The organism is Psychrobacillus sp. FSL K6-1267, from assembly GCF_038003265.1.
Classification (GTDB): domain Bacteria; phylum Bacillota; class Bacilli; order Bacillales_A; family Planococcaceae; genus Psychrobacillus; species Psychrobacillus faecigallinarum.
Genome location: NZ_JBBOOR010000001.1, coordinates 2,796,197 through 2,818,848 on the forward strand (window position 1 = coordinate 2,796,197; position 22,652 = coordinate 2,818,848).

At 34.7% G+C, this 22,652-nt stretch carries 27 protein-coding genes, 1 riboswitch and 1 other annotated feature; of the genes, 6 read left to right on the top strand and 21 right to left on the bottom strand.

What is annotated here, in order from left to right; genetic code table 11:
- Window positions 1-37: 37 nt before the first annotated feature.
- Window positions 38-253 (bottom strand) — a binding site (T-box leader).
- Between the two features lie 85 nt (window positions 254-338).
- From MHB55_RS14175 to MHB55_RS14220, 10 genes are all read right to left on the bottom strand, one after another.
- Window positions 339-992 (bottom strand): 3-oxoacid CoA-transferase subunit B, encoded by a 654-nt coding sequence (locus MHB55_RS14175; RefSeq protein WP_144535206.1) that lies wholly within the window; start codon window positions 990-992, stop codon window positions 339-341.
- Window positions 993-1,005: 13 nt separating this feature from the next.
- A complete protein-coding gene (locus MHB55_RS14180) occupies window positions 1,006-1,695 on the bottom strand; it encodes a CoA transferase subunit A (protein ID WP_144535204.1) in 690 nt (229 codons plus the stop codon).
- Between the two features lie 238 nt (window positions 1,696-1,933).
- The gene (locus tag MHB55_RS14185; protein ID WP_151113433.1) at window positions 1,934-3,898 is read right to left on the bottom strand and encodes an LTA synthase family protein; all 1,965 of its coding nucleotides are present in this window, start codon (window positions 3,896-3,898) and stop codon (window positions 1,934-1,936) included.
- Window positions 3,899-4,313: 415 nt separating this feature from the next.
- Window positions 4,314-4,874 carry a DUF4256 domain-containing protein gene (locus MHB55_RS14190; RefSeq protein WP_340863466.1) on the bottom strand — a complete coding sequence of 187 codons (561 nt, stop codon included), beginning with the start codon at window positions 4,872-4,874 and terminating at the stop codon, window positions 4,314-4,316.
- Window positions 4,864-5,322, bottom strand: coding sequence for a flavoprotein (locus MHB55_RS14195; RefSeq protein WP_225321651.1), 459 nt, complete (start codon window positions 5,320-5,322; stop codon window positions 4,864-4,866). Before MHB55_RS14195 ends, MHB55_RS14190 begins: the two co-directional genes overlap by 11 nt.
- Window positions 5,323-5,435: 113 nt before the next feature.
- Window positions 5,436-5,870 carry an SMI1/KNR4 family protein gene (locus MHB55_RS14200; protein ID WP_340863467.1) on the bottom strand — a complete coding sequence of 145 codons (435 nt, stop codon included), beginning with the start codon at window positions 5,868-5,870 and terminating at the stop codon, window positions 5,436-5,438.
- A gap of 77 nt (window positions 5,871-5,947) precedes the next feature.
- Window positions 5,948-6,454, bottom strand: coding sequence for a hypothetical protein (locus tag MHB55_RS14205; protein WP_151113427.1), 507 nt, complete (start codon window positions 6,452-6,454; stop codon window positions 5,948-5,950).
- A 238-nt stretch (window positions 6,455-6,692) separates the two neighbouring features.
- Entirely contained in the window at window positions 6,693-7,331 is a 639-nt protein-coding gene (locus tag MHB55_RS14210) for a hypothetical protein (protein ID WP_151113426.1), read from the bottom strand.
- Window positions 7,332-7,392: 61 nt separating this feature from the next.
- Window positions 7,393-7,953, bottom strand: coding sequence for a cysteine hydrolase family protein (locus MHB55_RS14215; RefSeq protein ID WP_151113424.1), 561 nt, complete (start codon window positions 7,951-7,953; stop codon window positions 7,393-7,395).
- 74 nt (window positions 7,954-8,027) lie between these two features.
- Window positions 8,028-8,450, bottom strand: a complete 423-nt coding sequence (locus MHB55_RS14220) for a carboxymuconolactone decarboxylase family protein (RefSeq protein WP_340863468.1) — start codon at window positions 8,448-8,450, stop codon at window positions 8,028-8,030.
- A 121-nt stretch (window positions 8,451-8,571) separates the two neighbouring features.
- Here MHB55_RS14220 and MHB55_RS14225 point away from each other — a divergent pair, with 121 nt between their 5' ends.
- Window positions 8,572-9,012 (top strand): Lrp/AsnC family transcriptional regulator, encoded by a 441-nt coding sequence (locus tag MHB55_RS14225; RefSeq protein ID WP_340863469.1) that lies wholly within the window; start codon window positions 8,572-8,574, stop codon window positions 9,010-9,012.
- A gap of 162 nt (window positions 9,013-9,174) precedes the next feature.
- Here MHB55_RS14225 and MHB55_RS14230 read toward each other — a convergent pair whose 3' ends face one another.
- The 8 genes from MHB55_RS14230 to MHB55_RS14265 form a co-directional block, all read right to left on the bottom strand.
- A complete protein-coding gene (locus MHB55_RS14230; protein WP_340863470.1) occupies window positions 9,175-9,699 on the bottom strand; it encodes a HEAT repeat domain-containing protein in 525 nt (174 codons plus the stop codon).
- 100 nt (window positions 9,700-9,799) lie between these two features.
- Window positions 9,800-10,210: a DUF6843 domain-containing protein gene (locus MHB55_RS14235; RefSeq protein WP_340863471.1), complete on the bottom strand. Its 411-nt coding sequence runs from the start codon at window positions 10,208-10,210 to the stop codon at window positions 9,800-9,802.
- 109 nt (window positions 10,211-10,319) lie between these two features.
- Window positions 10,320-10,610, bottom strand: a complete 291-nt coding sequence (locus MHB55_RS14240) for an RNA polymerase alpha subunit C-terminal domain-containing protein (protein WP_144535182.1) — start codon at window positions 10,608-10,610, stop codon at window positions 10,320-10,322.
- Window positions 10,611-10,728: 118 nt separating this feature from the next.
- Window positions 10,729-11,247, bottom strand: a complete 519-nt coding sequence (locus MHB55_RS14245) for a GNAT family N-acetyltransferase (protein ID WP_340863472.1) — start codon at window positions 11,245-11,247, stop codon at window positions 10,729-10,731.
- A 121-nt stretch (window positions 11,248-11,368) separates the two neighbouring features.
- Window positions 11,369-11,878 carry a YfiT family bacillithiol transferase gene (locus MHB55_RS14250; protein ID WP_340863473.1) on the bottom strand — a complete coding sequence of 170 codons (510 nt, stop codon included), beginning with the start codon at window positions 11,876-11,878 and terminating at the stop codon, window positions 11,369-11,371.
- Window positions 11,879-12,105: 227 nt separating this feature from the next.
- Window positions 12,106-12,321 carry a DUF6366 family protein gene (locus tag MHB55_RS14255; protein ID WP_151113412.1) on the bottom strand — a complete coding sequence of 72 codons (216 nt, stop codon included), beginning with the start codon at window positions 12,319-12,321 and terminating at the stop codon, window positions 12,106-12,108.
- Between the two features lie 175 nt (window positions 12,322-12,496).
- Window positions 12,497-12,949 carry a GNAT family N-acetyltransferase gene (locus MHB55_RS14260; RefSeq protein WP_340863474.1) on the bottom strand — a complete coding sequence of 151 codons (453 nt, stop codon included), beginning with the start codon at window positions 12,947-12,949 and terminating at the stop codon, window positions 12,497-12,499.
- Window positions 12,950-13,323: 374 nt separating this feature from the next.
- Window positions 13,324-14,502, bottom strand: coding sequence for an MDR family MFS transporter (locus tag MHB55_RS14265; RefSeq protein ID WP_340863475.1), 1,179 nt, complete (start codon window positions 14,500-14,502; stop codon window positions 13,324-13,326).
- Window positions 14,503-14,625: 123 nt separating this feature from the next.
- Here MHB55_RS14265 and MHB55_RS14270 point away from each other — a divergent pair, with 123 nt between their 5' ends.
- Genes MHB55_RS14270 through MHB55_RS14285 form a run of 4 tightly spaced genes read left to right on the top strand, consistent with a single transcriptional unit; the run spans window position 14,626 to window position 17,821 of the window.
- A complete protein-coding gene (locus MHB55_RS14270) occupies window positions 14,626-15,582 on the top strand; it encodes a TIGR01212 family radical SAM protein (RefSeq protein WP_144535175.1) in 957 nt (318 codons plus the stop codon).
- Window positions 15,579-16,148, top strand: a complete 570-nt coding sequence (locus MHB55_RS14275; RefSeq protein WP_144535173.1) for a class I SAM-dependent methyltransferase — start codon at window positions 15,579-15,581, stop codon at window positions 16,146-16,148. Before MHB55_RS14270 ends, MHB55_RS14275 begins: the two co-directional genes overlap by 4 nt.
- A gap of 46 nt (window positions 16,149-16,194) precedes the next feature.
- On the top strand, window positions 16,195-17,277 hold the full coding sequence (locus tag MHB55_RS14280; protein ID WP_144535171.1) for a 3-oxoacyl-[acyl-carrier-protein] synthase III C-terminal domain-containing protein: 1,083 nt from the start codon (window positions 16,195-16,197) through the stop codon (window positions 17,275-17,277).
- 1 nt (window position 17,278) lies between these two features.
- Window positions 17,279-17,821: an isoprenylcysteine carboxyl methyltransferase family protein gene (locus tag MHB55_RS14285; protein WP_340863476.1), complete on the top strand. Its 543-nt coding sequence runs from the start codon at window positions 17,279-17,281 to the stop codon at window positions 17,819-17,821.
- 58 nt (window positions 17,822-17,879) lie between these two features.
- Here MHB55_RS14285 and MHB55_RS14290 read toward each other — a convergent pair whose 3' ends face one another.
- Window positions 17,880-19,196, bottom strand: a complete 1,317-nt coding sequence (locus tag MHB55_RS14290; RefSeq protein ID WP_151113403.1) for an NAD-dependent malic enzyme — start codon at window positions 19,194-19,196, stop codon at window positions 17,880-17,882.
- A 119-nt stretch (window positions 19,197-19,315) separates the two neighbouring features.
- On the bottom strand, window positions 19,316-20,107 hold the full coding sequence (locus tag MHB55_RS14295) for an alpha/beta hydrolase (RefSeq protein WP_151113401.1): 792 nt from the start codon (window positions 20,105-20,107) through the stop codon (window positions 19,316-19,318).
- A gap of 110 nt (window positions 20,108-20,217) precedes the next feature.
- Here MHB55_RS14295 and MHB55_RS14300 point away from each other — a divergent pair, with 110 nt between their 5' ends.
- Entirely contained in the window at window positions 20,218-20,733 is a 516-nt protein-coding gene (locus tag MHB55_RS14300; RefSeq protein WP_151113399.1) for a gamma carbonic anhydrase, read from the top strand.
- Window positions 20,734-20,981: 248 nt separating this feature from the next.
- On the opposite strand, the gene metK is transcribed toward MHB55_RS14300, so the two are convergent.
- Entirely contained in the window at window positions 20,982-22,178 is a 1,197-nt protein-coding gene (gene metK, locus MHB55_RS14305) for a methionine adenosyltransferase (protein WP_144535161.1), read from the bottom strand.
- Between the two features lie 190 nt (window positions 22,179-22,368).
- A riboswitch (SAM riboswitch) is annotated at window positions 22,369-22,485 on the bottom strand.
- Between the last annotated feature and the right edge of the window lie 167 nt (window positions 22,486-22,652).

Below are 22,652 nucleotides of genomic sequence, written 5' to 3' on the forward strand. Positions count from 1 at the left end.
TAACAGCGCCAAATAAAAAAACTCGCCCCTTAAAAAACTAAGGGACGAGAGATATACTCACGCGGTACCACCCAAATTAGTGAAAAAATTATCACTCAACTTGTTTCCTTAACGCGGAAAACGGTATAAGCTACTAATCGTTCACTTATACAGACTCAAAGGCGAGTTCAATAATTCGTTACACTAACTTGCACCAGATGTTAGCTCTCTTCAGAAACGAGTGTTATTTACTATTCCTTTTCTTAGTCGATTGTTATTCAATGTAATGCATTTATTCTAATGGATATTGAAGGAAAACACAAGATGTACTCTCATCAAAAATTTTATATTATGAGAAATTAAATCGCTACATTCTCTTTTACATCTTTGATGATTAAACCAGCTTCAGTAGCATCGATAATATCTTGAACAGAATACCCTTCAAATACCTCTTTTAACTCTAGGCCATCTTCAGTTACTTCAATCATTGCCCGTTCTGTTATTATTTTATTCACAACTGCCTTACCAGTTAGAGGCAAGGCACATTCTTTTTTAATCTTTGCGGAGCCGTCCTTCGCACAATGGTCCATAATAACAATTATTTTCTTGGCACCATGTACAAGATCCATCGCTCCTCCCATTCCTTTAATCATCTTACCTGGGATCATCCAGTTAGCTAAATCTCCCTTTTCGGATACCTCCATTGCCCCTAAAATAGCAACATCTACATGTCCTCCGCGTATCATCGCAAAGGATTCAGCACTTGAGAAGAAGGATGACCCTGGTATTGTAGTAACTGTTTCCTTACCAGCATTGATAAGGTCTGGATCCACTTCTTGCTCCGTTGGATATGGCCCTATGCCTAAAAGTCCATTCTCTGATTGAAGCACCACTGTCTTATCTGGAGATATAAAGTTGGCAACCAAGGTAGGAATTCCAATCCCTAGATTTACATAGTTCCCATTTTCAATTTCTTTTTCTGCTCTTCTCGCAATTTTTTCACGTGTATTCATCCGAATCTCCCCCTTATGAACGTGTCGTTAGACGTTCGATTCTTTTTTCCTGCTCTGCTTGGAACAGACCTTGGACATAAATACTTGGTGTATGTATTTGGGCTGGATCTAAATCGCCTGTCTCTACGATTTCCTCTACTTCTGCTATCGTCACCAAACCAGCAGCAGCCATCATTGGATTGAAGTTTTGAGCTGTTTTGTTGTATATTAGGTTACCAAACTTATCTGCCTTAGCCGCCCGAATCAAGGCATAATCTGCTCTAAGGGCTTCTTCAAGAACATATTCCTTACCGTCATAAATACGTACCTCTTTACCCTCTGCAACTACTGTACCTACACCTGCTGGAGTAAAAAATGCAGGAATTCCTGCCCCTCCGGCACGAATTTTTTCCGCTAAAGTACCTTGTGGAGTGAGCTCAACTTCAATCTCTCCTGAAATTACTTGTCTTTCAAACTCTTTATTTTCACCTACATAGGAGCCTATCATTTTTTTAATCTGTTTATTTTTTAGTAAAAGGCCTAGGCCCCAGTCATCTACGCCACAGTTATTGGAAATTACGGTTAAATCCTTTACCCCTTTATCAACTAACGCTAAAATTAGCTGCTCTGGAATACCTACTAATCCAAATCCGCCTACCATTAACGTCATGCCGTCTTCAATACCTGCGACAGCTTCTTTTGCTGAACTATAAATCGGTTTCATATCCCTATCCCCTTTCAAAAAATACAGCCTACCCTATTATATTCTCAAATATCGGACTACTCCGCAAACCTTTTTGATTATTTACGGTATATATTCATCTCGAGACAGTATATCAAATCTTAAAAATGCTTCTTTTGGTAACAAAATTCTTATTACATTTTTTTAGAATAAAAAAAAGAACAAATTCCACTTGGAGAATTTGTTCTTTAATCGGATTAAATTATATTAAATAAATCTATTATTTTTCGTTGTCAGCTTTTTCTGTTACGTCCTTATTATAATTATATTGGGAAGGATTAACCTTAGTAAAGCCTGCCGGTGTGTAAAATCTCAATAAGTCACCATTTACAACTTTATCAGATAAATGCAACCTGTTTTCTACTCTTTTCTTATACTCATTCGCTTTTTGAATTTGATTATCATCAACAAGTGGTAAACCAGTTGTTGCATCATAAAATTTTTCATCAATTGAATAGATAGTAGGGCTGACATAATCACCATTTCTGAATGGAACTATATCGTTATGTTCTTTTGATAATATGTCTGTCCCAAATTGAACATAATCTTGTGAATCAATTCCAAGTAAGTGTAATAAGGTTGGAAGAAGGTCTATTTGCCCTCCGTAAGTATGATTGACTCCACCCTGCATCCCAGGAACGTGAATAATTAAAGGTACCCGTTGTAAATTAGTACTTTCGTAAGGAGTAATTTCTTTTCCAATGATTTGTTCCATGGCTTTATTATGATTTTCAGAAATACCATAATGATCACCATAAAAAACAAGCATACTGTTATCATATAAGCCGGAGTTTTGTAATTCACCAATGAACTGTTCAATTGCTTCATCAGCATAACGAGCAGTTTGGAAATAATCATCTACACTTGCATCACCAGTATCTGCTTTATCAATTGTTGTTAAGTTTTGATTCATTTTATATGGATAATGATTCCCAACCGTAATAAATTTAGCATAGAAAGGTTGAGGTAAAGTTTTTACATATTCTAATGATTGTTCAAAGAATGGCTTGTCCAATAATCCATATTCAGCCATATCTTCTTTAGAAGTTGTGTCATAATAATTGGCATCAAAGAAATGCTCATAGCCGAATGATTTATAAATCTCATTACGATTCCAGAAAGTGCCGTTATTGCCGTGGAATACAGCAGATGTATAACCATCCTCTTTTAAAATCGCTGGAGCTGATTGATAAGTATTCTGACCTTTTGTAATAAATGCAGATCCTTGCGGTAAACCAAATAATGAGTTTTCAAGCATGAATTCAGCATCCGAAGTTTTACCTTGTGCTGTTTCATGGAAGAAATTATCAAAATATAGTGTATTCGGATCTTTTATTAATGAATTTAAGAATGGTGTAACTTCTTCACCGTTTAATTTATAGTTCATTAAAAAGTTTTGGAATGACTCCAAATGGATATAGATGACGTTCATGTCCTTCGCAGCGCCAAAATATTCTGGGTTAGGTTCCGCAGAGATAGATTTTGTATAGTTAATAACTTCTGTCATATCATCGCTATCAGCTAAAGCCCTCTGTGAAGATGCCTTTATAGTTTCAGTAGCGTCATAAATAGTATAGTTATACATTCCTAAATACTTAACAATATAGTTTCTATCAAAACCACGAGTTAATAACTGTGGACGATCATAGTTAGCTAATCCTAAATTTAATGCAAATATTCCTATTACAAAAGCAAGCCCAGCAATTGCTTTCTTATATCCAACTCTACTATTATTTTTTTGTATTTTTTTAGACACACATAGGTAAATCAACAAAAATACATCGACAAAGAACATGATATCGTAGGGTTTTAATAAAGAAACAACACTGCCGCCTAAGTCTCCAAAATTCTGCGTTTGAGTAATCGTTGGTAATGTAATAAAGTCACTAAAAAATCTATAATAAACTACATTTGCATATAAAAGAAAGGACATTAAAGCATAAATAACAGCAAGTAATGTGTATCTTCCTCGACCTTTGAAAGCAAAAGAAAATCCAAGAAATAGCAAGGCAGAGCCCAGCGGATTTATAAATAAAAGGAATTGTTGAAGGAGTCCTTCTACTCCTAAGTTAAACTGAGTTACTTGCGTGATATATGTTTTAATCCATAACATGAAAACGGCTAAAATAAACAGACTACTAAACTTGTTTAAAAAGGTAGTCTTGTTATTATTTAAAATTTCCATTTGATCACCTTCCTATAAGTCTAGTATTTCAAGATTTAAATTAAATATTATATTTAGGGGAAAATAATTTTAATATAATTTCTAAAGCTAATATAACCTACCTCTTTCTTCGACTTTTGTCAAGTAAAAAAACTACTGCATTTATCTTTGCATAGCCTTTAGATAGATACTTATCATTATGTATCGATACTTCTTTTCATGGTGCTGACTTTACATTTGAAGGGATTATAAAAATTAGATACTTAGTTGAAGACCCACATTTAAATTGGCATTAATTAACAAAAACCTGTTACTCCATTTTAAAGTCCATTGGAGTAAAAGGTTTTGATTTTTGGGGTAATATATTTAACAAGCCGAATAATAGAGATTTATCAACTATAGTTGAACAAGAAAAAAGAGCTGCTTATGTCAAAATTTAAACTCTTAACGAGCCACGGAAGCCCCGTGCAGCATAATAAGAATCTGCTCCATTGTGGTACATAAATACAGTATCGTAGCGACGATCACAAAAGATGGCCCCACCGAATTTTCTAATATTATCAGGTGTTTGCACCCAGCTAGACGTTTTCAAATCGAATTCTCCAAGCTTCTGCAGTTCTCGGTATTGTTCCTCCGTTAAAAGCTCAATACCCATATCAGTTGCCATATCAAGAACGCTATTCTCTGGTTTGTGTTTTTTCCTTGACTCAAGTGCTTCACGGTCATAACAAACGCTTCTGCGACCCTTAGGAGTTTCCGCTGAACAATCATAAAAAATGAATTCGGCTGTCGTTTTATCATATCCAACAACATCAGGTTCACCGCCAGTTATTTCCATTTCGTAGAGCGACCACAGTTTATCAGTGTTAGTTTCAAGCTTAGCTTGTACTTTAACCCAATCAAGTCCCATATGGCGGTTCATATTTTTCTCAAAACGGTCTTTCAAAGTTTCAAATAGTTCCTCACGTTGCTCTGGTGAATACTCCTTACTTGTCATATAAGCTTCCTCCTATATTGTTTTTATTCAAATTTGTTTTTGTGTTAATAAATGTACTAACATTAGTAACTCCTGCTTCTATATAACTTCTGACTAAATTCCATTCGTTCTTGCTATTTTTTTGGAACGTTTGAAAGAACAAATTTGCTGTGTCTAATCTCTTACCTTGAATAACCAAAGTAGCAGATAAAATAGCCATAGTTTCGTCATCTCTTAAAGGAAGAACTGTAATTACATTTATCATCCACTCTGCATTATTTTCTTTTGCAAATTTAAAACCTTGTTCCCATCCATTTAATGATTCTTCATAACCAAAGTCAACTATATTTCCATCTGTTATTTCTCTAGCTTTATACTCTTGTGATATTAAGTTTTTCATGCCTGTTAAAGATGAATCTCTCCAAACATCCAAATAAGAATCTAAAAACATTGAAAATGAGCTGGGCATTGAGGTCCCTCCTTAATATTGTTTGTAATTACAATTCTATATAAGAAGGAACATACCTTTATTTTAACCTGAACTGTTATTAGAAACATAATAAGTTATTGAAGTGTCAAAATTTATTCATCATCAAAGTCATCCTTGGTCTTTTTTTCTGAAATTAAAATAATAAATTCTTTCAAATTAGAGGCATATTCTTCAAGTTCTGCGTCTTCGTGATACCATATATAAATCTCATTCTCCATTCTTCCATTATTAATTTTAAAACATAATTTATCTCCCGAACCATCATCACCAATTGCTATAAGCTCTTTTGACATATCTTCCTTGACCTCAGTGTTTTGTCTAACAATATCATCCCAAGTCTTTTTAGGGTTTCTCTGGTCTTTGATAGGAAAAAGTGTCCATTCACCTACTTCTGCATTATTGATTAACTTGAAAAGTTCCTTATATTGTTCTGGGAAGACTGCACCTAGCTTATCTTCCGTTTCCTTTATGTCTGATTCATTAACGCCGGTTTTCCTTGTATGTATTAGTCCTATTACATCTTTCATTAAATAACCTTCCTGTCGTTTTTAATATTTTTCCTTCTATAACTTCACCTATTTATTTTGTTGAAGAAAAAAACAACTCAGTCACTTTGAATTTCAAAGCAAAAATATCCAAATGGCAAATGCTTTTCTTTTAATTTCATTTCAGATTTTGCTATTTTCATCATCTTGAGTAGAATTTCTCTTAAAGAGTCCTTATATACTTTAAGTGCCTTTTGATATGAAACAATATCGTTATGTTTGCATAATGGATATAGTATGGCACCTAGATTCATATCATTAAGTACTCTAGGGGTATCTACTGAATCTAGACAATCTAAGATGTGCATCTCTTGGTCCTTTTCATCAAACCAATCTCTGCATTCTATATAAAACATATATTCCTCAAATTCTATTTGGTGATTCAGTTCTTCATTGATATAGAATGGTGTCACTCTAAGACAATTAGTTGTTGAATTACAACTAATAATTTCTTCAAGGATACCTTTTAAATCTGTAATGGTCGGGTAATATCTATATTTCCCCTTATAGTAAGCTGTATTATTGTATATTATTCCATTAATCTTCCCGCTTTTTTTCTTCAACACAATTCACCACTTCCCTGTTTCCCGAGCTAACTTCTTATATTTTGCTTCCTTTAGTTTAACAAGAAAAAAGAGCTGCCTATGCAGCTCATTGATTTGTCAAATGTTTCCCGAGAGAATAGTATGATTATTTATGTTGTTCAACTATTAAATCTATTCCATCTCAAACAGTTTTTGTTCTATCAAATTTAATATTGCAAGTATATAGCTATTATCCTCTTCCAATTTATAATAGAATTTATCATTTTAACAATTTGATTAATGCTAGAATTTTTTCATCGTTACCTGGGTCTACGTATACTAGCTTTGTATTTTCAATAATATCGGTGTAGAATTTTTCACCGGCAGGGTAACTGCCATCCCAACGTAATGGAACGTTATAAACATTAATCGTCCCATCCCCATTACCACTATATGTTACTGATCCGTCTACTAACCGAGAACCTGCTAATTGGATGACATCTTCTGGATAGCTAACACTTGTATCGTCATTAGGATTTATTAGAGTACCAGCTGGAATATGTTGAACATATAAACCATCTAGCTCTTGATTGGCACCTAGCTTCAGCCAGACTCGAGCGTATTCAATTTGCTCACTAGAATACTGAGATAGTATTTCTTTATCTCCCTTAGATCCTTCATTTGAATCACTACTGCTATTGGTACTATCTGAATTGTTTTTTACCGTTTCTTTTGTAGATGTATCATTTACATCATCAGCGGTCTCCGTTAAAATACTTTTTTCTGTTTCTTTTGTTGATTCTAAAGCAGAATTTTTTTCTGAAGAATCATTTATGTATTCTTCATTTGTGTTGTTAGAGCATCCTACTAGCATACATAAAGAAATATTAAAATAAAGAATCTTAGTTATTTTTTTCATTCGACAACATATTCCTTTCATTACTCCAAAATCAGTTAAAGGTTTGATAACATCTAAAAATTTAATGCAATTGATTTATTAGTTGTTCTGTTGTAAGTATAGTAGCGAACTCTTCATTTAAAGTAGCTAGCGAAGTATTATGTATAGTCTCGGCATCATAGTAATTATCATTTTGGTCTTTCATACCAAACGCTGCTGTCGCATCAGATATAAGGTATGTATTAAAACCTAGATTCCCACTCATTCTTGTAGTCGTAGATACACAATGCGGCGTAGTTAAACCTGTAATTACTAATGTTGTTATATGATTTAATTTCAAGAACTCTTCCAAATTTGTACCAATGAAACTACTATTAACTTTCTTTGTTATAATTACTTCCTCTTCAATGGGTTCAACTAACTCTTTTATAGCAAATCCCTCATTCATTGGGTGAAATACAGAACTAGGGTTATCCGACATATGTTTAATATGCACTACTTGCCACCCTTTTTCTCTCCACAACGTTAGAATTCTACTAATGTTTTCTTCTGCATTTAAATTATTTCTCTCTCCCCATTTTTTATCATTAAAAGCTTTTTGTACATCTATTACTATTAACGCCTTATTTTCTTTATCTAACATAATTCCTCCTAAAATTTTGAATTAATCATTTATTTAATTTTATGTGCCTATTCCATTAAGTTCAACTGGAATCGTTATTTTTCAACATTGATCGCTTCTAATTTCATAATGGCACCAAAATATTGCGAAGCCGTAGTTAACGTAATAAACGCAATAAGCTCACTAATCTCTGCATCTGAAATAGTTTCTTTCAAAACTTTAAATTGAGCATCTGAAATATTCTCTTTTTGTTTTATAAATACCTCCACAAATCCAACAGCAATGGATGTTTTTTCATCAAATAAATGCGGTTCAGGTTTTCCCTTTGCTTTGCAATACTCACAACTATTACTTTGTGCTAAAGTTCTCCTTACTTGTTCTTTTAATTGAGATGATAAATGCCCATCTTTTTCTAAAATTTCACCTAATTGATTCCACCCGTTCAATACATCTTTGTTATGCCCTAAAAGTTTTTGAAAAGGTGTCTCCCCGAAATCTGACTGATTAATTCTTGCCATAATTATTACCTCCTTTTAGTATTTATCATACCGAATAATTCTATTGCTTTACATTAAATGTGATATCATTTTAAAGATATTACTTTAAAAAATTAACGTAAAAGGAGAATTTACTTTAAAAATGAAAATAGATTCAACTGATAAGAAAATTATAGATGAATTAAGGCAAAATAGTCGATTATCGATGAGTGAACTAGGAAGAAGAATCAATTTATCTTCACCGTCTGTAATAGAACGGGTAAAACAAATGGAGTCATTTGGAATTATAAAGAGGTATACATTAGAAGTCGATTACGAGAAATTAGGGCTCCCAATCCAATGTATTATAGAAGCAACAGTTAAAAATGGAGATTATAATTCTTTTAAAACATATATTGAAGGTCTTCCAAATGTGGAATTTTGTTACCGAATAGCAGGAAATGCTTGTTATATGCTTAAGATGCAATTCGAGACTTTTTCGAAAGCAGAGGAATTTATAGAAGATGTAAATCCTTACGCCCACACTGTAACACATTTCATTTTTTCTCAAATCCAGACGAAATTACGAATAGATGCTTTTTGACTTTCATGTTATATGCTTAACTAACCTGCGTTACGTTAAATGCAACATTACGACAGAGATTGCCGTATTTTGAATGTAAAAAGAGACCATCGAAAAATGATGGTCCTCTTTTTCCTTTATTAATATAGAAATGCTAAGTGATTGTCTACTTGGTATGTGGACTTAAAAAATAGAACAATATGGTAACTTAGTTTTTTTAAAAGCACACAACGTTTCTAATGTATCTGACATTAAATCCACTTTTCGTTCTATTTCATTTAATTCTTCTCTTACATTACTAATACAGTCCAATAAAACTTCATTTGGTATTTCCTTTTTAAATGATTTTATCAATTGGTATGCTTGCGCTTGTACTTCATAGTTTCCATTTATCAAATGATAAACTAGAGTTTCTATATGTGCTGAACAATCAAATGGTTCTAGAGCATATAATAGTGTTCCTCTATAACCAAGAGTTTTTGGATCATTAATAACATCTATTAACGGTTGAACCACGTCTTCATTCCCAGTATCACTTAAAGTTAAAGCAATGGAATTTCTTAATAATGCATTTTCTGTACTTCGTAAGTATCCAATAAGGAGAGGGATTGCTTGAATGTCCTTGCTTTTGCTAATTTCTTCTAAAATGATTTCTGTTTCATCAAACCTTTCATTTTCTATAGCCAATTTTAATGAATTATTGTACATAATACTTATCCAGACTCCTTATTCTTGTCGTTTACCCTAATTAAAATTAGATTTTAAACTAAAATACATGTTAATCCTGTTAATTGATTTAAATATTACGTCAATAACAATGTTCTTGATTTGGATCAAACGTTCGCGACATTCTCTCAGATAATGGATTACCGTTCGCAGTATGGACTCCGCCAGAGAAATCCATTATATTTATTTCATTTACTATCTTATCTTCTTTGTCTATATAAAAAGCTTTTTCTTTATGCCAACCCAAATCAATAATAAATTTTGATGGAGATGAAGTTAAGATATTTCCATGTTCAGGTACTATAAATAGCAAGGTATCGTCTTTAATTTCCAGCTCTTTCTCATTAGGTTGATTGAAATAAATGTTAATACATCCTTTGAAACCTTCAGGTAAATGATAAACGACGGTAGTATTATTGTTTGGTTTACTTAACCACCACACGAGGCCTACCATCAGAACTATACTAATTAAAATCCATAACTTCCTCGCCATATCACTACTCCAATCACTTACTTACAGTTTATGTAGTCGCTTTGATTAACTATTGTTCAATTTAGGCACACCCATTGGTTAAGTAAAAAGCTTCAAGTATTTTTGTTTTTTATTCTTTAAATGTTAACCCTTCTTCTTTTAATGAAGTTCTCATAATAGGTAATGAAGCTGGTCCAATGCCATGAATTTTTAAAATTTCTTTTTCAGTATAGCTTGATAGTTCTTGCAAAGTGTCAATTCCTTCGTGAACTAATGCATTTCTTGCGGGTGAGCTGAGTTTAGAAAGGAACCCACTTTTAGGTTTATTCTTTTTATCACAGGTAGGGCAACTTTGACACTCACTAGTTTTGTAAAACTTATGTCCTTTTTCACAAACCCTTAAACTTTTTTCTACTGTCAAATTAATCCCTCCACACAAAGTCTGCAACTAATTTTATCGATTGCTCAGATGTTTTTTATCATTGCCCCATCCGAACAAGCGCAAGGATGGTAGATAATAATTCTCCTTTCTAAATTAGTTATATTAGTGTTTTGGTCATTATAAAGTCTATTTGTTCCTCGTCCCCCATATAAAAGGAGTGAGCGCCAGTTTGAATAAACCCCATTTTTTCATAAAAAGCTATAGCATTTTCATTTTTATCCCAAACGCCTAACCAGATTTTCTGTTTATTACTTTCCACCGCAATGTCCATGGCTTTATTAAAGAGATATTTACCAATTCCATGTTTTTGAAATTTGTTCTTTATATAAATCCTCTCTATTTCAAGTGATTCATCACCCATTTTTTCAGACTGAGCATCATTGGTATTGATCTTTAAGTATCCTGCAATTTCATTGTTAGAATAAGCAAAAAAGAATTGCGAAGAAATATTTAAAATTTCTTTTTCTAATTGTTTTAAGTTAAATGCTCTTTCTAAATAGGAATTCATATTCTCAAGTGAATTTTGATGCTTAAATGTCTCATTAAATGTTTCATAACTAATTTTTTGAAGCACAGGTAAATCCTCAATAGTACACTTTTTTAAATTTATAGTCATTTCAATACGTCGCTCCTTTAATAATAAGTAAGAAGTTATGCCCTACAAATGTGTATTAGGAAAAAATATAAACAAAAATTGACCCATCGAACTTCGATAAGCCAATTCCATACATAATGTATTATTTTGATAATGCGATTTTTATATGGGCTAAGTGGTGCTCTTCATGCCAAGCTAATTTTGCTACTTTTGTTGCGGCTGTTATTTTACCATTTTCCTGGTGAGTAAAAGCTCGATCTAATTGCTCTTCAGTTAAACTATATCCTAAAGATACGATGCGCTCATTTATACCTTCTAGCATTTTAATAGAACTCTCTATAGGAAGCTTGGTATCCGGTTGAATAGCCCACTTTTCTTGATCAAAAGCTGGTACTGTTGGATTCTCGTCTGTTAAAGCTAGCTTCAAACGTTGATACATATTCAACTGAGAATCTGCAATATGATGGACAAGTTGACGAACTGTCCAGCTACCATCACGATATATTTTGCTTAATTCCTCATCGCTTAAAGAGTCAACAGTTTCTCTTAAACGAATCGTATAAGTTTCGATTTTCTTTAGCCATTCTTGAATATTTTCTAATGTGACTTTTTTAGGAACCTGTAATTCTCCAATTGGGTATCTTGTATCCATTTTCAATCCCCTTCCCTCTTCGTTATTTTACTATTCATTATTACTTAAGTTATTTTACCATATTGTTAAATTTCCGTATCAATAGGCTATATATGTTCATTTTTATTCTCTGCTTGTTTTAAGGTTGGGAACTATCCTACCTTTTTAGTTCAGTAATATCTGATTAAGAGCCAGCAAGTATTGGATTAAAAAAATTTCTAATTCTGCGAAGCGAATCACAGTTAAAATCATTTTAAAAAAAGTTTATATAAAACAAATCCAACTATTAAAACAACAATCAATATTACTGTACCCTTCCAACCCATACCACCTGTTATATCAGTATAATTTCCATTTTCACCTCGACTAAATCCATCTCTTAATGCACCGCCTGGATTTTTATTTAGTTCTAGTTGCCTTAACCTTTCTCTTTTTTCCTTTGGAGTTTCTTGTCTATTCTTCAAGCCAAACACCTCCTAGATTGCTGTATTATCTATTTTTTATGGTTCACCTTCTTTTACTAAACTGTTTCAATAGTTTAAGGGTAATAATTTATAATGGTGGGCTAAAAATAGAACATCGCAATGCTTTTCTATCTCAAAATACATATTCAATCTTGTTACTACTTTGGAAAAATTACTATTTTGCAGATACCCATTCATATTGAATATCTGGTAAATTTTCTTCGTTTTCATGACCTCTACTTATGATTTCAAACTCATTATTTTCATAAAATCTTTGTGCCTTTTCATTTACTTCAAATGTGTACAAGATTAATTTCCCACTAGATTGTGCTTTTGCTTTATCTAGTAATGTCCGCCCTATACCGAATCCTTGATATTCTAGATGAATATATAATTGGTTTATTTCCCTATCATTATATGCAATCATTCCAACCACTTCTTCATCAATTAACGCTAATTCTATTTGAAACCGTTCAGGTAATATATTATTTAAAAAATATAAATAATTTTCAAAGTCATGTATTTCTTTTTGACCAATAGCCTGTTCCTTACTATCTCGCCACATTTCCACTGTTTGTTCTGCATATTTGGAGTTATACGGAGTAATTCTGATTTTATGTTGCTTCATCCTACGCCTCCTCTTTTTATTTTAGACGAACAACCAAAAGCTATAAATGATATTAAAATTAATAATAGAAATAAACTGTAACAAGCACCTCCTTAATAATAATTGAATAAATCTTTTGTTATTATCTATTGCTATGTTTGACCCGCTTTCTTCACTTTTTAAACGTATCCTTTGTAACTGGATTCTTCTTTAAATGACTTATATTCGACTTGAGAGCTAAATAACCTTTTAACATTCATACAGATGAGTTAATTTATTCAAATACGACCATTTTTCACACTGTCGATTGGAATAAAAATATCTCCTTCTTTTTTAATTAAAAAACCTAAGTCAACAAAATATTGAACTTAGGTTTAGGAATTATCTATTTATTTTTACTCATTTAAAGCGGCTTCTTTTTTTAAAGGTATATCATAAAGTAAGCTAGTAATTATAGATATAATTATAAGACTAGCTAAGATTAGTATCATCGCCGGAGTTCCGTATGCCTCTACTAAAACCCCTCCTATAAATGGTCCAATCATCCGTCCAACTGTAGCCATACTATTAACGATACCTTGATAGAATCCTTCTTTGCCTTTCGGAGCCAACTGGCTAGCTAACGTTGGAACGGCTGGCCAAACGAACATTTCACCAAAAGTGAGTATGACCATGGCAACTACAAACATCGTATAGTTTTCAGCAAATGCTACCACTACAAAAGAAATCATAAATATGACAAGCCCTAAGACCATTTGCGTTTTAATCTTATGCTCTAATTTATTTATAATCGGTTTAATAAGTGGCTGAGCAAGTAATATTAGTGCTCCATTAACTGTCCATAACAGACTATATTCTTTTAAGGTGATTCCTAAATCTAACACATAGGTTGAAATAGTCGATGTCCATTGTACATATATGATCCATGTAAGCATATAACCAAAAGTGACAATCATCATTGCATAAATAGGAGCCATTTTTTTTATTTTCTTCTTTTCTCCTAAAACAGAAGCTTGATGATTAGAAACGATTGACATATTTTTATAAAATACGCCGGCAATCACTAAAAAGAAAACATACGCAAATAAATTTGCTACAAAAATATTGTTGATATTATTATCCGCTACAAGACCCGCTAAGGCAGGTCCAATTGCCACTCCTAAATTTTGGGCTAAATAAATAGAATTGAATGCTCTTCTACCTCCTTCTGGCCAAACATTTCCTACCATTGCATACATACTAGGAAAGATAATACCCCCACTAAATCCTAGTATAGCAACGAGCCAAATATATTCGGGCCAGTCATGCCATACAGTCAACGCTGCTAACGACAACATAGACAGGAGAATACCAAACATAATAGACTTATAGCCTCCTATGCGGTCAAACAAATACCCACCCAATAAATTACCTATTACTCCGGTCCCTGCGTTAAGCATTAATACTAAGCCTGCAGTGGTCAACGATTGACCTAAATAATCATGCATATAAATTGTATGTAAAGGCCATAAAAATGAATTTCCTGTCGTATTTATGAACATTCCTATTATTAAGAGCCATACTGCTTTTGGCATTTTAAATACCTCATTTCTTTAGACACTCAAAATATTGTAGCTGTTTTTAGTCACCACTTCAAGATAATTACATCTTTAAATCAAATATTCATGATAAAATAATCCTGTTAAGGAGTGAAGAATATGACTAATAACTTCCCTTTCCCTACAGATGGGAAAAGATACTATACGTGGAACCGATATTTGCGAGACATTTTTGATATGAAGATTTTTAAGGTTGCGCTTGATGCAGGCTTTGATTGTCCAAATCGTGATGGCACAGTAGCATACGGAGGATGCACATTTTGCAGTGTTGCAGGCAGCGGGGATTTTGCTGGTGATAAAGTAGACCCAATTCCGGTGCAATTTGAGAAAATTCGAGATAAGATGCATGAGAAATGGAAGCAAGGAAAATATATCGCTTATTTTCAGGCTTATACAAATACGCATGCACCTCTTCCTGTTTTAAAGGAGAAATTTGAAGCCGCATTAGCATTAGAAGGAGTAGTAGGAATTTCTATCGCCACTAGACCAGACTGTTTACCTGATGATGTAGTGGAATATTTGGCTGAGTTAAATGAACGTACATATCTGTGGGTTGAGCTCGGCTTACAAACTGTCCATGAAAGTACAGCAAAAATAGTAAATAGAGCTCATGATTATCCTAGTTATATAGAAGGAGTTTCCAAGTTAAGAAAACACGGGATCCGTATATGCACCCACATTATAAACGGCTTACCATTAGAAAATCGCGATATGATGATGGAAACAGCTAGAGAGGTAGCAAAGCTGGATGTCCAAGGTATTAAGATTCACCTTCTTCATCTATTAAAAGGAACTCCTATGGTGAAGCAATATGAAAAAGGGATGCTAGAGTTTATGGGTCGTGATGAATATATCCAGCTAGTAGCCGATCAATTAGAAATCCTCCCGCCAGAAATGATAATTCATCGTATTACTGGAGACGGGCCTATCGATTTAATGATTGGTCCTATGTGGAGTTCCAACAAATGGGAAGTGTTAAATGGAATTGATGCTGAGCTAGCTAGAAGAGAAAGTTATCAAGGAAAATTTTATACGAAAACTGGTGAATTAATATGAAGTTAAAAAGAATTCTTCCATATGCAAAAGAGCTTCTTCAAGGGGTCGTTAGAGAAGGTGACACAGTTGTAGACGCAACTGCAGGGAATGGTTATGACACACTATTCCTTGCAAGCTTAGTTGGCACACAGGGTCATGTCTTCGCTTTTGATGTCCAAAAGGAAGCGATTGAATCGACCTCTGAGAAACTCAGCAATGCAGAACTAAGAGATCGTGTTTCTCTTATTTTAGATAGTCATGAGAACGTAGGAGAATATGTAAAGAATAAAATTTCTGCAGCAGTCTTCAATCTAGGATACCTGCCGGGAAGCAACCATGAAGTAGTAACTACAGGGAATTCTACTACTAAGGCTATTTCCTCCTTGTTAGACCTTTTGGAGGTCGGGGGTCTTATAGTATTAGTAGTTTATCATGGGCATGAGGGTGGTAAACAAGAAAAAGATGAACTCATTTCTTTTGTTCAACGACTTCCTCAATCTTTCGTTCATGTATTATGCTACCAATTTCTAAACCAAGAAAATGACCCTCCATTTATAATTGCCATTGAAAAAATGAAAGAAAGGTGAATATATGGATGAAGGATGGAGAGACTAACACAAAAAGGAGATTACCATGCCAAAAATTGCTTCTGTTAGTACATACAAACCTCCATACACCCTAGAACAATCGAACATAGAACAATTAACGAAAGAGCTTTTTCACGATAAAATCCCACAGCTCGAACGATTACTAAAAGTATTTGAAAATGGTGACATTAATACCCGAAATTTCTGTGTTCCTTTAGAGTGGCACAAAACCACCCATTCATTTGAAGAAAGAAATTCCACATATATCGATCTTACTACCAAATATAGCGTGGAAGTCATCCAAGCCTGTCTCCAAAACAGTTCTTTTTTAGAGAATAAAGTATCACCAGAAGAAATCGATGCCATTATTTTTGTAAGCAGTACTGGTATATCTACTCCGAGTATTGATGCTCGTGTGATGAATCATCTTCCCTTCTCAGATCGTCTTAAACGGATTCCATTATGGGGACTAGGATGTGCAGGCGGCGCAGCTGGAATAAGTAGAGCGTTCGATTATTGTAAAGCACATCCTTCTGACAAGGCTTTAGTAGTTTGTGTAGAGCTATGTAGCCTCACCTTCCAACCAAATGATTATTCAAAGAGTAATTTAGTCGGTGCTTCCTTGTTTGCAGACGGAGCAGCTTGTGTGTTAGTTTGCGGAGACGATGTTGATATAGCTACTAAAAGACCAGTACCTCATATTATCAAAACAGCATCCAAATGGATGCCCGACTCTGAGGATGTAATGGGCTGGGAAGTAAAAAACAGCGGTTTACACGTTGTATTCTCAAAGAGCATTCCAACAATTATCTCCAAATGGCTTGGTCCATTTATGCACGAATTCTTGAGTGAGGAAAATCTCACTAGTGAGGATATCATTAATTTCGTTGCTCATCCAGGTGGAAAAAAAGTTTTGAAAGCTTATGAGGATTCTCTTAGTCTGTCTGAAAACCAAACAGCTATTTCAAGAGAAGTATTAAAAAATCATGGGAATATGTCTTCACCAACCGTTCTCTATGTATTAGAGCAATTTATGCTTAAAGAAAATACTCCTAATAACTATGGCATGCTAGTCGCTTTAGGCCCAGGATTTTGTGGCGAAGCAGTGTTATTAAATTGGAGGAATTAGTATGTTGTTTTTCATAATCATTGCACTAGTTATTATTCAAAGGTTGGTGGAAGTAGTAATTGCTAAGAGGAACGAGAAACGTATGCTGGCTCAAGGTGCATATGAAGTAGGAGCCTCTCACTATCCTTATATGCTAGCCTTGCATATTAGCTTTTTTCTCTTTTTGGTTGCGGAGGTCGTCTTTTTAAACCGAACAACTTCTCCATTATTTCCTGTATTTTTTTTCGTATTCTTGTTAGTTCAAATTCTTCGCGTTTGGTGTTTAACTTCTCTCGGAAAGTTCTGGAATACAAAAATAATTGTTCTTCCTGGGGCAAATGTGGTTACTAAAGGACCATATCTTTACTTCAGACATCCGAATTATATTGTTGTTTGCACCGAGATATTATTATTGCCTCTAATGTTCCAGGCATACTTTACTGCATTAGCTTTCACATTGTTGAATTTGGCTATGCTGTCAGTCCGAATTCCATTGGAAGAAAAGGCTTTAATAGAAGCAACTGATTATAATGAAGCATTAAAAAAGAAGATATCGGCCTCCTAGGCGATATCTTCTTTTCTTGTATATATCATATTAAATAATGCTGACTCATGCTAGATTATTAAGCTTCTTTAGTCACTGCCTCTTCAACTGCTCGAGCAACTATATAATGTACCGCAGGGTCTAATGGATTTGGTATTAACTCTCCCGGTCTTGTATAATCGACTATTGCCTGAGCTGCTGCAATAAGCATTGGATACGTAATTTCTTTTGCCCCAGCATTTAAAGCACCCTTAAAAATACCTGGGAAGCCAATTACATTATTAACAGAGCGACCATCTGCTGCAAAGGCTGCTCCCGCTGCGATAGCAATAGATGGAAGGATTTCTGGATTAGGGTTGGAAAGTGCTAAAATAATTTGACCTTTTCGCACCATCTCAGGTTTAATCAATCCCTCGACACCTGTCGTAGCAACAATAATATCACAATTCTTCATCATCTCTTCTAATGAATCAATCGTTTTTCCTCCATAGTGAAGAAGACGCTCTTTAGCTGCTTCCTGACGGTCCAAGCCATACACTTCTTCCACACCGTAAGCCATTAACATACGACAAATAGCTAATCCCGCTGCTCCTAAGCCAATCTGACCAATTCTCGCAGTTTTTATGTCTACCTCAGTAGCTCGGCAAGCAGAAAGTATAGCCGCTAAAGCCACTACAGCAGTGCCGTGCTGGTCATCATGCATCACAGGTATTGGAAGCTCTGCTTTCAGTCTTTCTTCTATTTCAAAGCAATGCGGTGAACCAATATCTTCTAATAGAATTGCACCAAATCCTTGGTGAATATGCTTTATAGTTTCTACAATCTCATCGGGATCACTAGTATCTAATAGAATTGGTATTCCGCTCAATCCAACGAACTGATCTAATAGTACAGATTTCCCTTCCATTACTGGCATACCTGCCACGGAACCAATGTTACCTAAACCCAAAATAGCGGTACCATCCGTTACAATAGCAACGGAGTTTCCGATGGAAGTGAAATATTGGGCCTTATCTGGTTCGTTAACAATTTCCATACATACACTTGCCACTCCAGGTGTATAAATTCTTTGCAAATCTCCTAATGAGCGGACATCATATCTGCTCTTCATTGCAATTTTCCCACCTTCATGGGCTTTTAACACATCATCACTGATAGCTTGGATTTTCACACCGTTTCCAATTGCTTCAATGTTTTTTATAATTAGCTCGAAGTCTTTTTTAGACTTGCTCGTAACGGATATATCTCGAATAGTTGTCAATGCACCACTCTTTAAAGTAGTGATATCTCCTATATCTCCTTCTCCCATGCCTATGGCAGTCGCTACCTTAGCAAAGTTACCAGGTTTTGAAGGTGTTTCGACGATAATATTACGAATAATATGTTGGTTTTCCATATCTCTCTCCTAATCTCTTACTCTATTTTCAATTATATGATTATAACACAAAAAATCCCCATTTATAAAAATGAAGATTAATTGTTGCTCAATATGTTTGTTTGAAAAAAAGATGCATTTTAAACGATATAACCGATAGATCTCAGTACATTATTAATGAAGGAGTGAGAATATGTAAAAATTTCTTCTCTTTCTGGCTCTAAATACAGATCATGAAAACAATTCTTCCATTCCTTGAATTGATAATCCGATAGCTCCTGTTTTTTCAACCATGCTTTGGCTGCTGCTGTGTCCGTAATCTTATCTCTTTCTCCCGTCATTAATAAAACAGGGACATTAGGAATAGATTCGGGATATTGGCTTACAGTTTTCATCTCATTTTCAAGCTCTTTATACCAATCATGTGAAATAATCGTTCGATAATACGGATCGTTTACTAGATCTTGATAGGCGCTGTAGTTTCTAGTTAGTTCCTTTAGTTCAATGTCATGATTGATCTTCTGCTGCACAGAGATTTTAGCTAATGCCTTTGTCCACTTGGAAGGAAGTTTTTTTAACAAAAGCCACGGAGATGTTAAGATAACACCAGCATATTCCACCTCTATCTTATGTAACATCTTCATAACTAAGGTTGCTCCAAGCCCGTGTCCTACTATAAAAATAGGAAGGTCATATGAAACAGCAACCTGCACTGCTTGCTTTATGTAGTCTTTATAAAGATCAAAGGATTCATCGTGAATGGTCTTGGTTCTCACTAACTCCCCGTGACCTGGCAAATCTCCCATCACTATATGGCAATTTGAGCTTCGCAATTTTTCGATTAGCCAAGCATAACGTCTGTGATGCTCATAGGCACTATGAACAATAATTACAACCGCTTTAGCCTTTTCATCTGACTCCCACTTCCACATGTTCAACATACCTCATTTCTGTAACACTCTCTACGTCCTATTTATTTCTTTCTTTCGATTTGTTTGATAGGATTAATTATACTCTAGAAAAACAAAGGAGCGTGTCTATTTTGATTTATCCATACAAAGATAAGAAACCTTCGATTGATGCATCTGCCTATATTGCTGATTATGTCACAATCACAGGTGATGTTACAATCGGTCCAGAGACTACAATTTGGTTTAATACGGTAATAAGAGGGGACGTTGCCCCTACTATAATAGGAAGCAGAGTTAGTATTCAAGATTTAAGTTGCCTTCATCAAAGCCCAAATAATCCACTCATAATTGAAGATGAGGTAACTGTTGGCCATCAGGTTACATTACATAGCTGTACTATACGTAAAGGCGCATTAATAGGCATGGGGTCCATTATTTTAGATGGTGCAGAAATAGGCGAAGGAGCATTTATTGGAGCTGGTAGTCTTGTCCCTCAAGGGAAAAAAATCCCGCCTAATACTTTAGCATTCGGTAGTCCAGCTAAGATTATACGTGAATTGAATGACGAAGATAAAAAAGATGTCCAACGAATTATTCATGAATATGCTGAAAAAGGACAGTACTATAAATCCATCAAACCCTTATAGAAAGATCGAATTTAAAATAGAATAAATTAGAATTAAGAAACACCTAATTTTAAAATTTTTTTTAAATTTGACTCCGGTTATTTTTATACAATAATCCATTAAGAGTAAATAGATCCATTTATTTGGTCAGCCTATTTACCGTTAAGCTGTATAATTGTTTGAAAAAAACAAAAGGTATTAAGAGGCTAGCCTCTTAATACCTTCTTTCTTTAGGCGAGGCATTCCAATAGAAGGAAGTCTCTGAATTCTTAAATACCCGCTTTTTGCTTTAATTGCTCTGCCTTGTCGGTTTTTTCCCATGGAGCATCGATGTCAGTACGTCCGAAATGTCCGTAAGCTGCCGTTTGCTTGTAAATTGGGCGACGAAGGTCTAGCATTTTAATAATTCCAGCTGGACGAAGGTCAAATAGATCACGGATATATGATACTAAATCCGCCTCTGCTACTTTTCCTGTACCAAATGTATCGATTGCGATAGAAACTGGTTGTGCTACACCGATTGCATACGCTAGTTGTACCTCACAGCGATCTGCAAGACCAGCAGCAACAATATTTTTTGCTACATAACGAGCGGCATAAGCTGCAGAACGGTCTACTTTTGTTGGATCTTTTCCAGAGAAAGCTCCTCCTCCATGGCGAGCATAACCTCCGTATGTATCAACAATAATTTTACGTCCAGTTAGTCCAGCATCACCTTGAGGACCACCAATAACAAAGCGTCCCGTCGGGTTAATAAAGTATTTCGTTTCCTCTGTTATTAAATCAGTAGGTACTACCGGTTTTATAACATGCTCTTTTAAATCTCTTTGGATTTGTTCTAAAGTTATTTCTGGGTGATGTTGTGTAGAAATAACAATCGTATCAATATGAACAGGGTTGTTATTTTCATCATATTCAACTGTTACCTGTGTTTTACCGTCTGGTCGTAAGTAGTCTAAAGTTTCATCCTTGCGAACCTGTGCTAAGCGACGGGCAAGTTTGTGAGCTAGACTGATTGGTAATGGCATAAGCTCTGGAGTTTCATTACATGCGTAACCAAACATTAACCCTTGGTCTCCTGCTCCAATAGCCTCGATATCTGAATCAGTCATCGCACCTTCTCTAGCCTCTAGCGCTTGGTCTACACCCATAGCAATATCAGCGGATTGCTCATCAATCGCAGTTAAAACTGCTGAAGTTTCAGAGTCAAAGCCGTATTTAGCACGTGTATAACCAATTTCTTGGATAGTCGAACGTACAACTTTAGGTATGTCTACATATGTAGAAGTTGTTATTTCTCCTGCAACTAACACTAAACCTGTAGTAACGGTTGTTTCACAAGCAACTCGTGCATTAGGGTCTTCCGTTAAAATTGCATCTAATATAGCATCAGAAATTTGGTCACAAATTTTATCTGGATGCCCTTCTGTTACTGACTCCGATGTAAATAATCGACGTTGTGTCAAAAGATTCCCTCCTATATCCTGCGAGATTTCTCTCAGGAATTGATACGGTACTCATTCCCATGTCAAGCCAATAGTAAACTTGAAGCTGCTTCGGACTTGGCACACAAGGATTTAGGGCGATGTAAAATAAAAAAACCTTTCACTCACGTAATTACATGAGGAAAGGGATTAATATCATAAACACCTTTCACTCTTATCAATCAAGGAATTTCACCTTGTCTCAGGTTGGGCACCTTTGTAATGATTTTTCAATTACAGGTTGCCGGGTTTCACAGGGCCTGACCCCTCCACCAGCTCGGAATAAGAGTATCCGTTCAATTCACCATCATACGTAAAAATTAGTTATAAGTCAACCGATTAAATGTAATTTTTTCTCAAAAACAAAAATTATTCCAATAATGGGCTTCTATTAGTGTAGACTATTTAGTGTAATGTGTTATACTATTTCACATATCAATGAAAAATCCTCTTTAT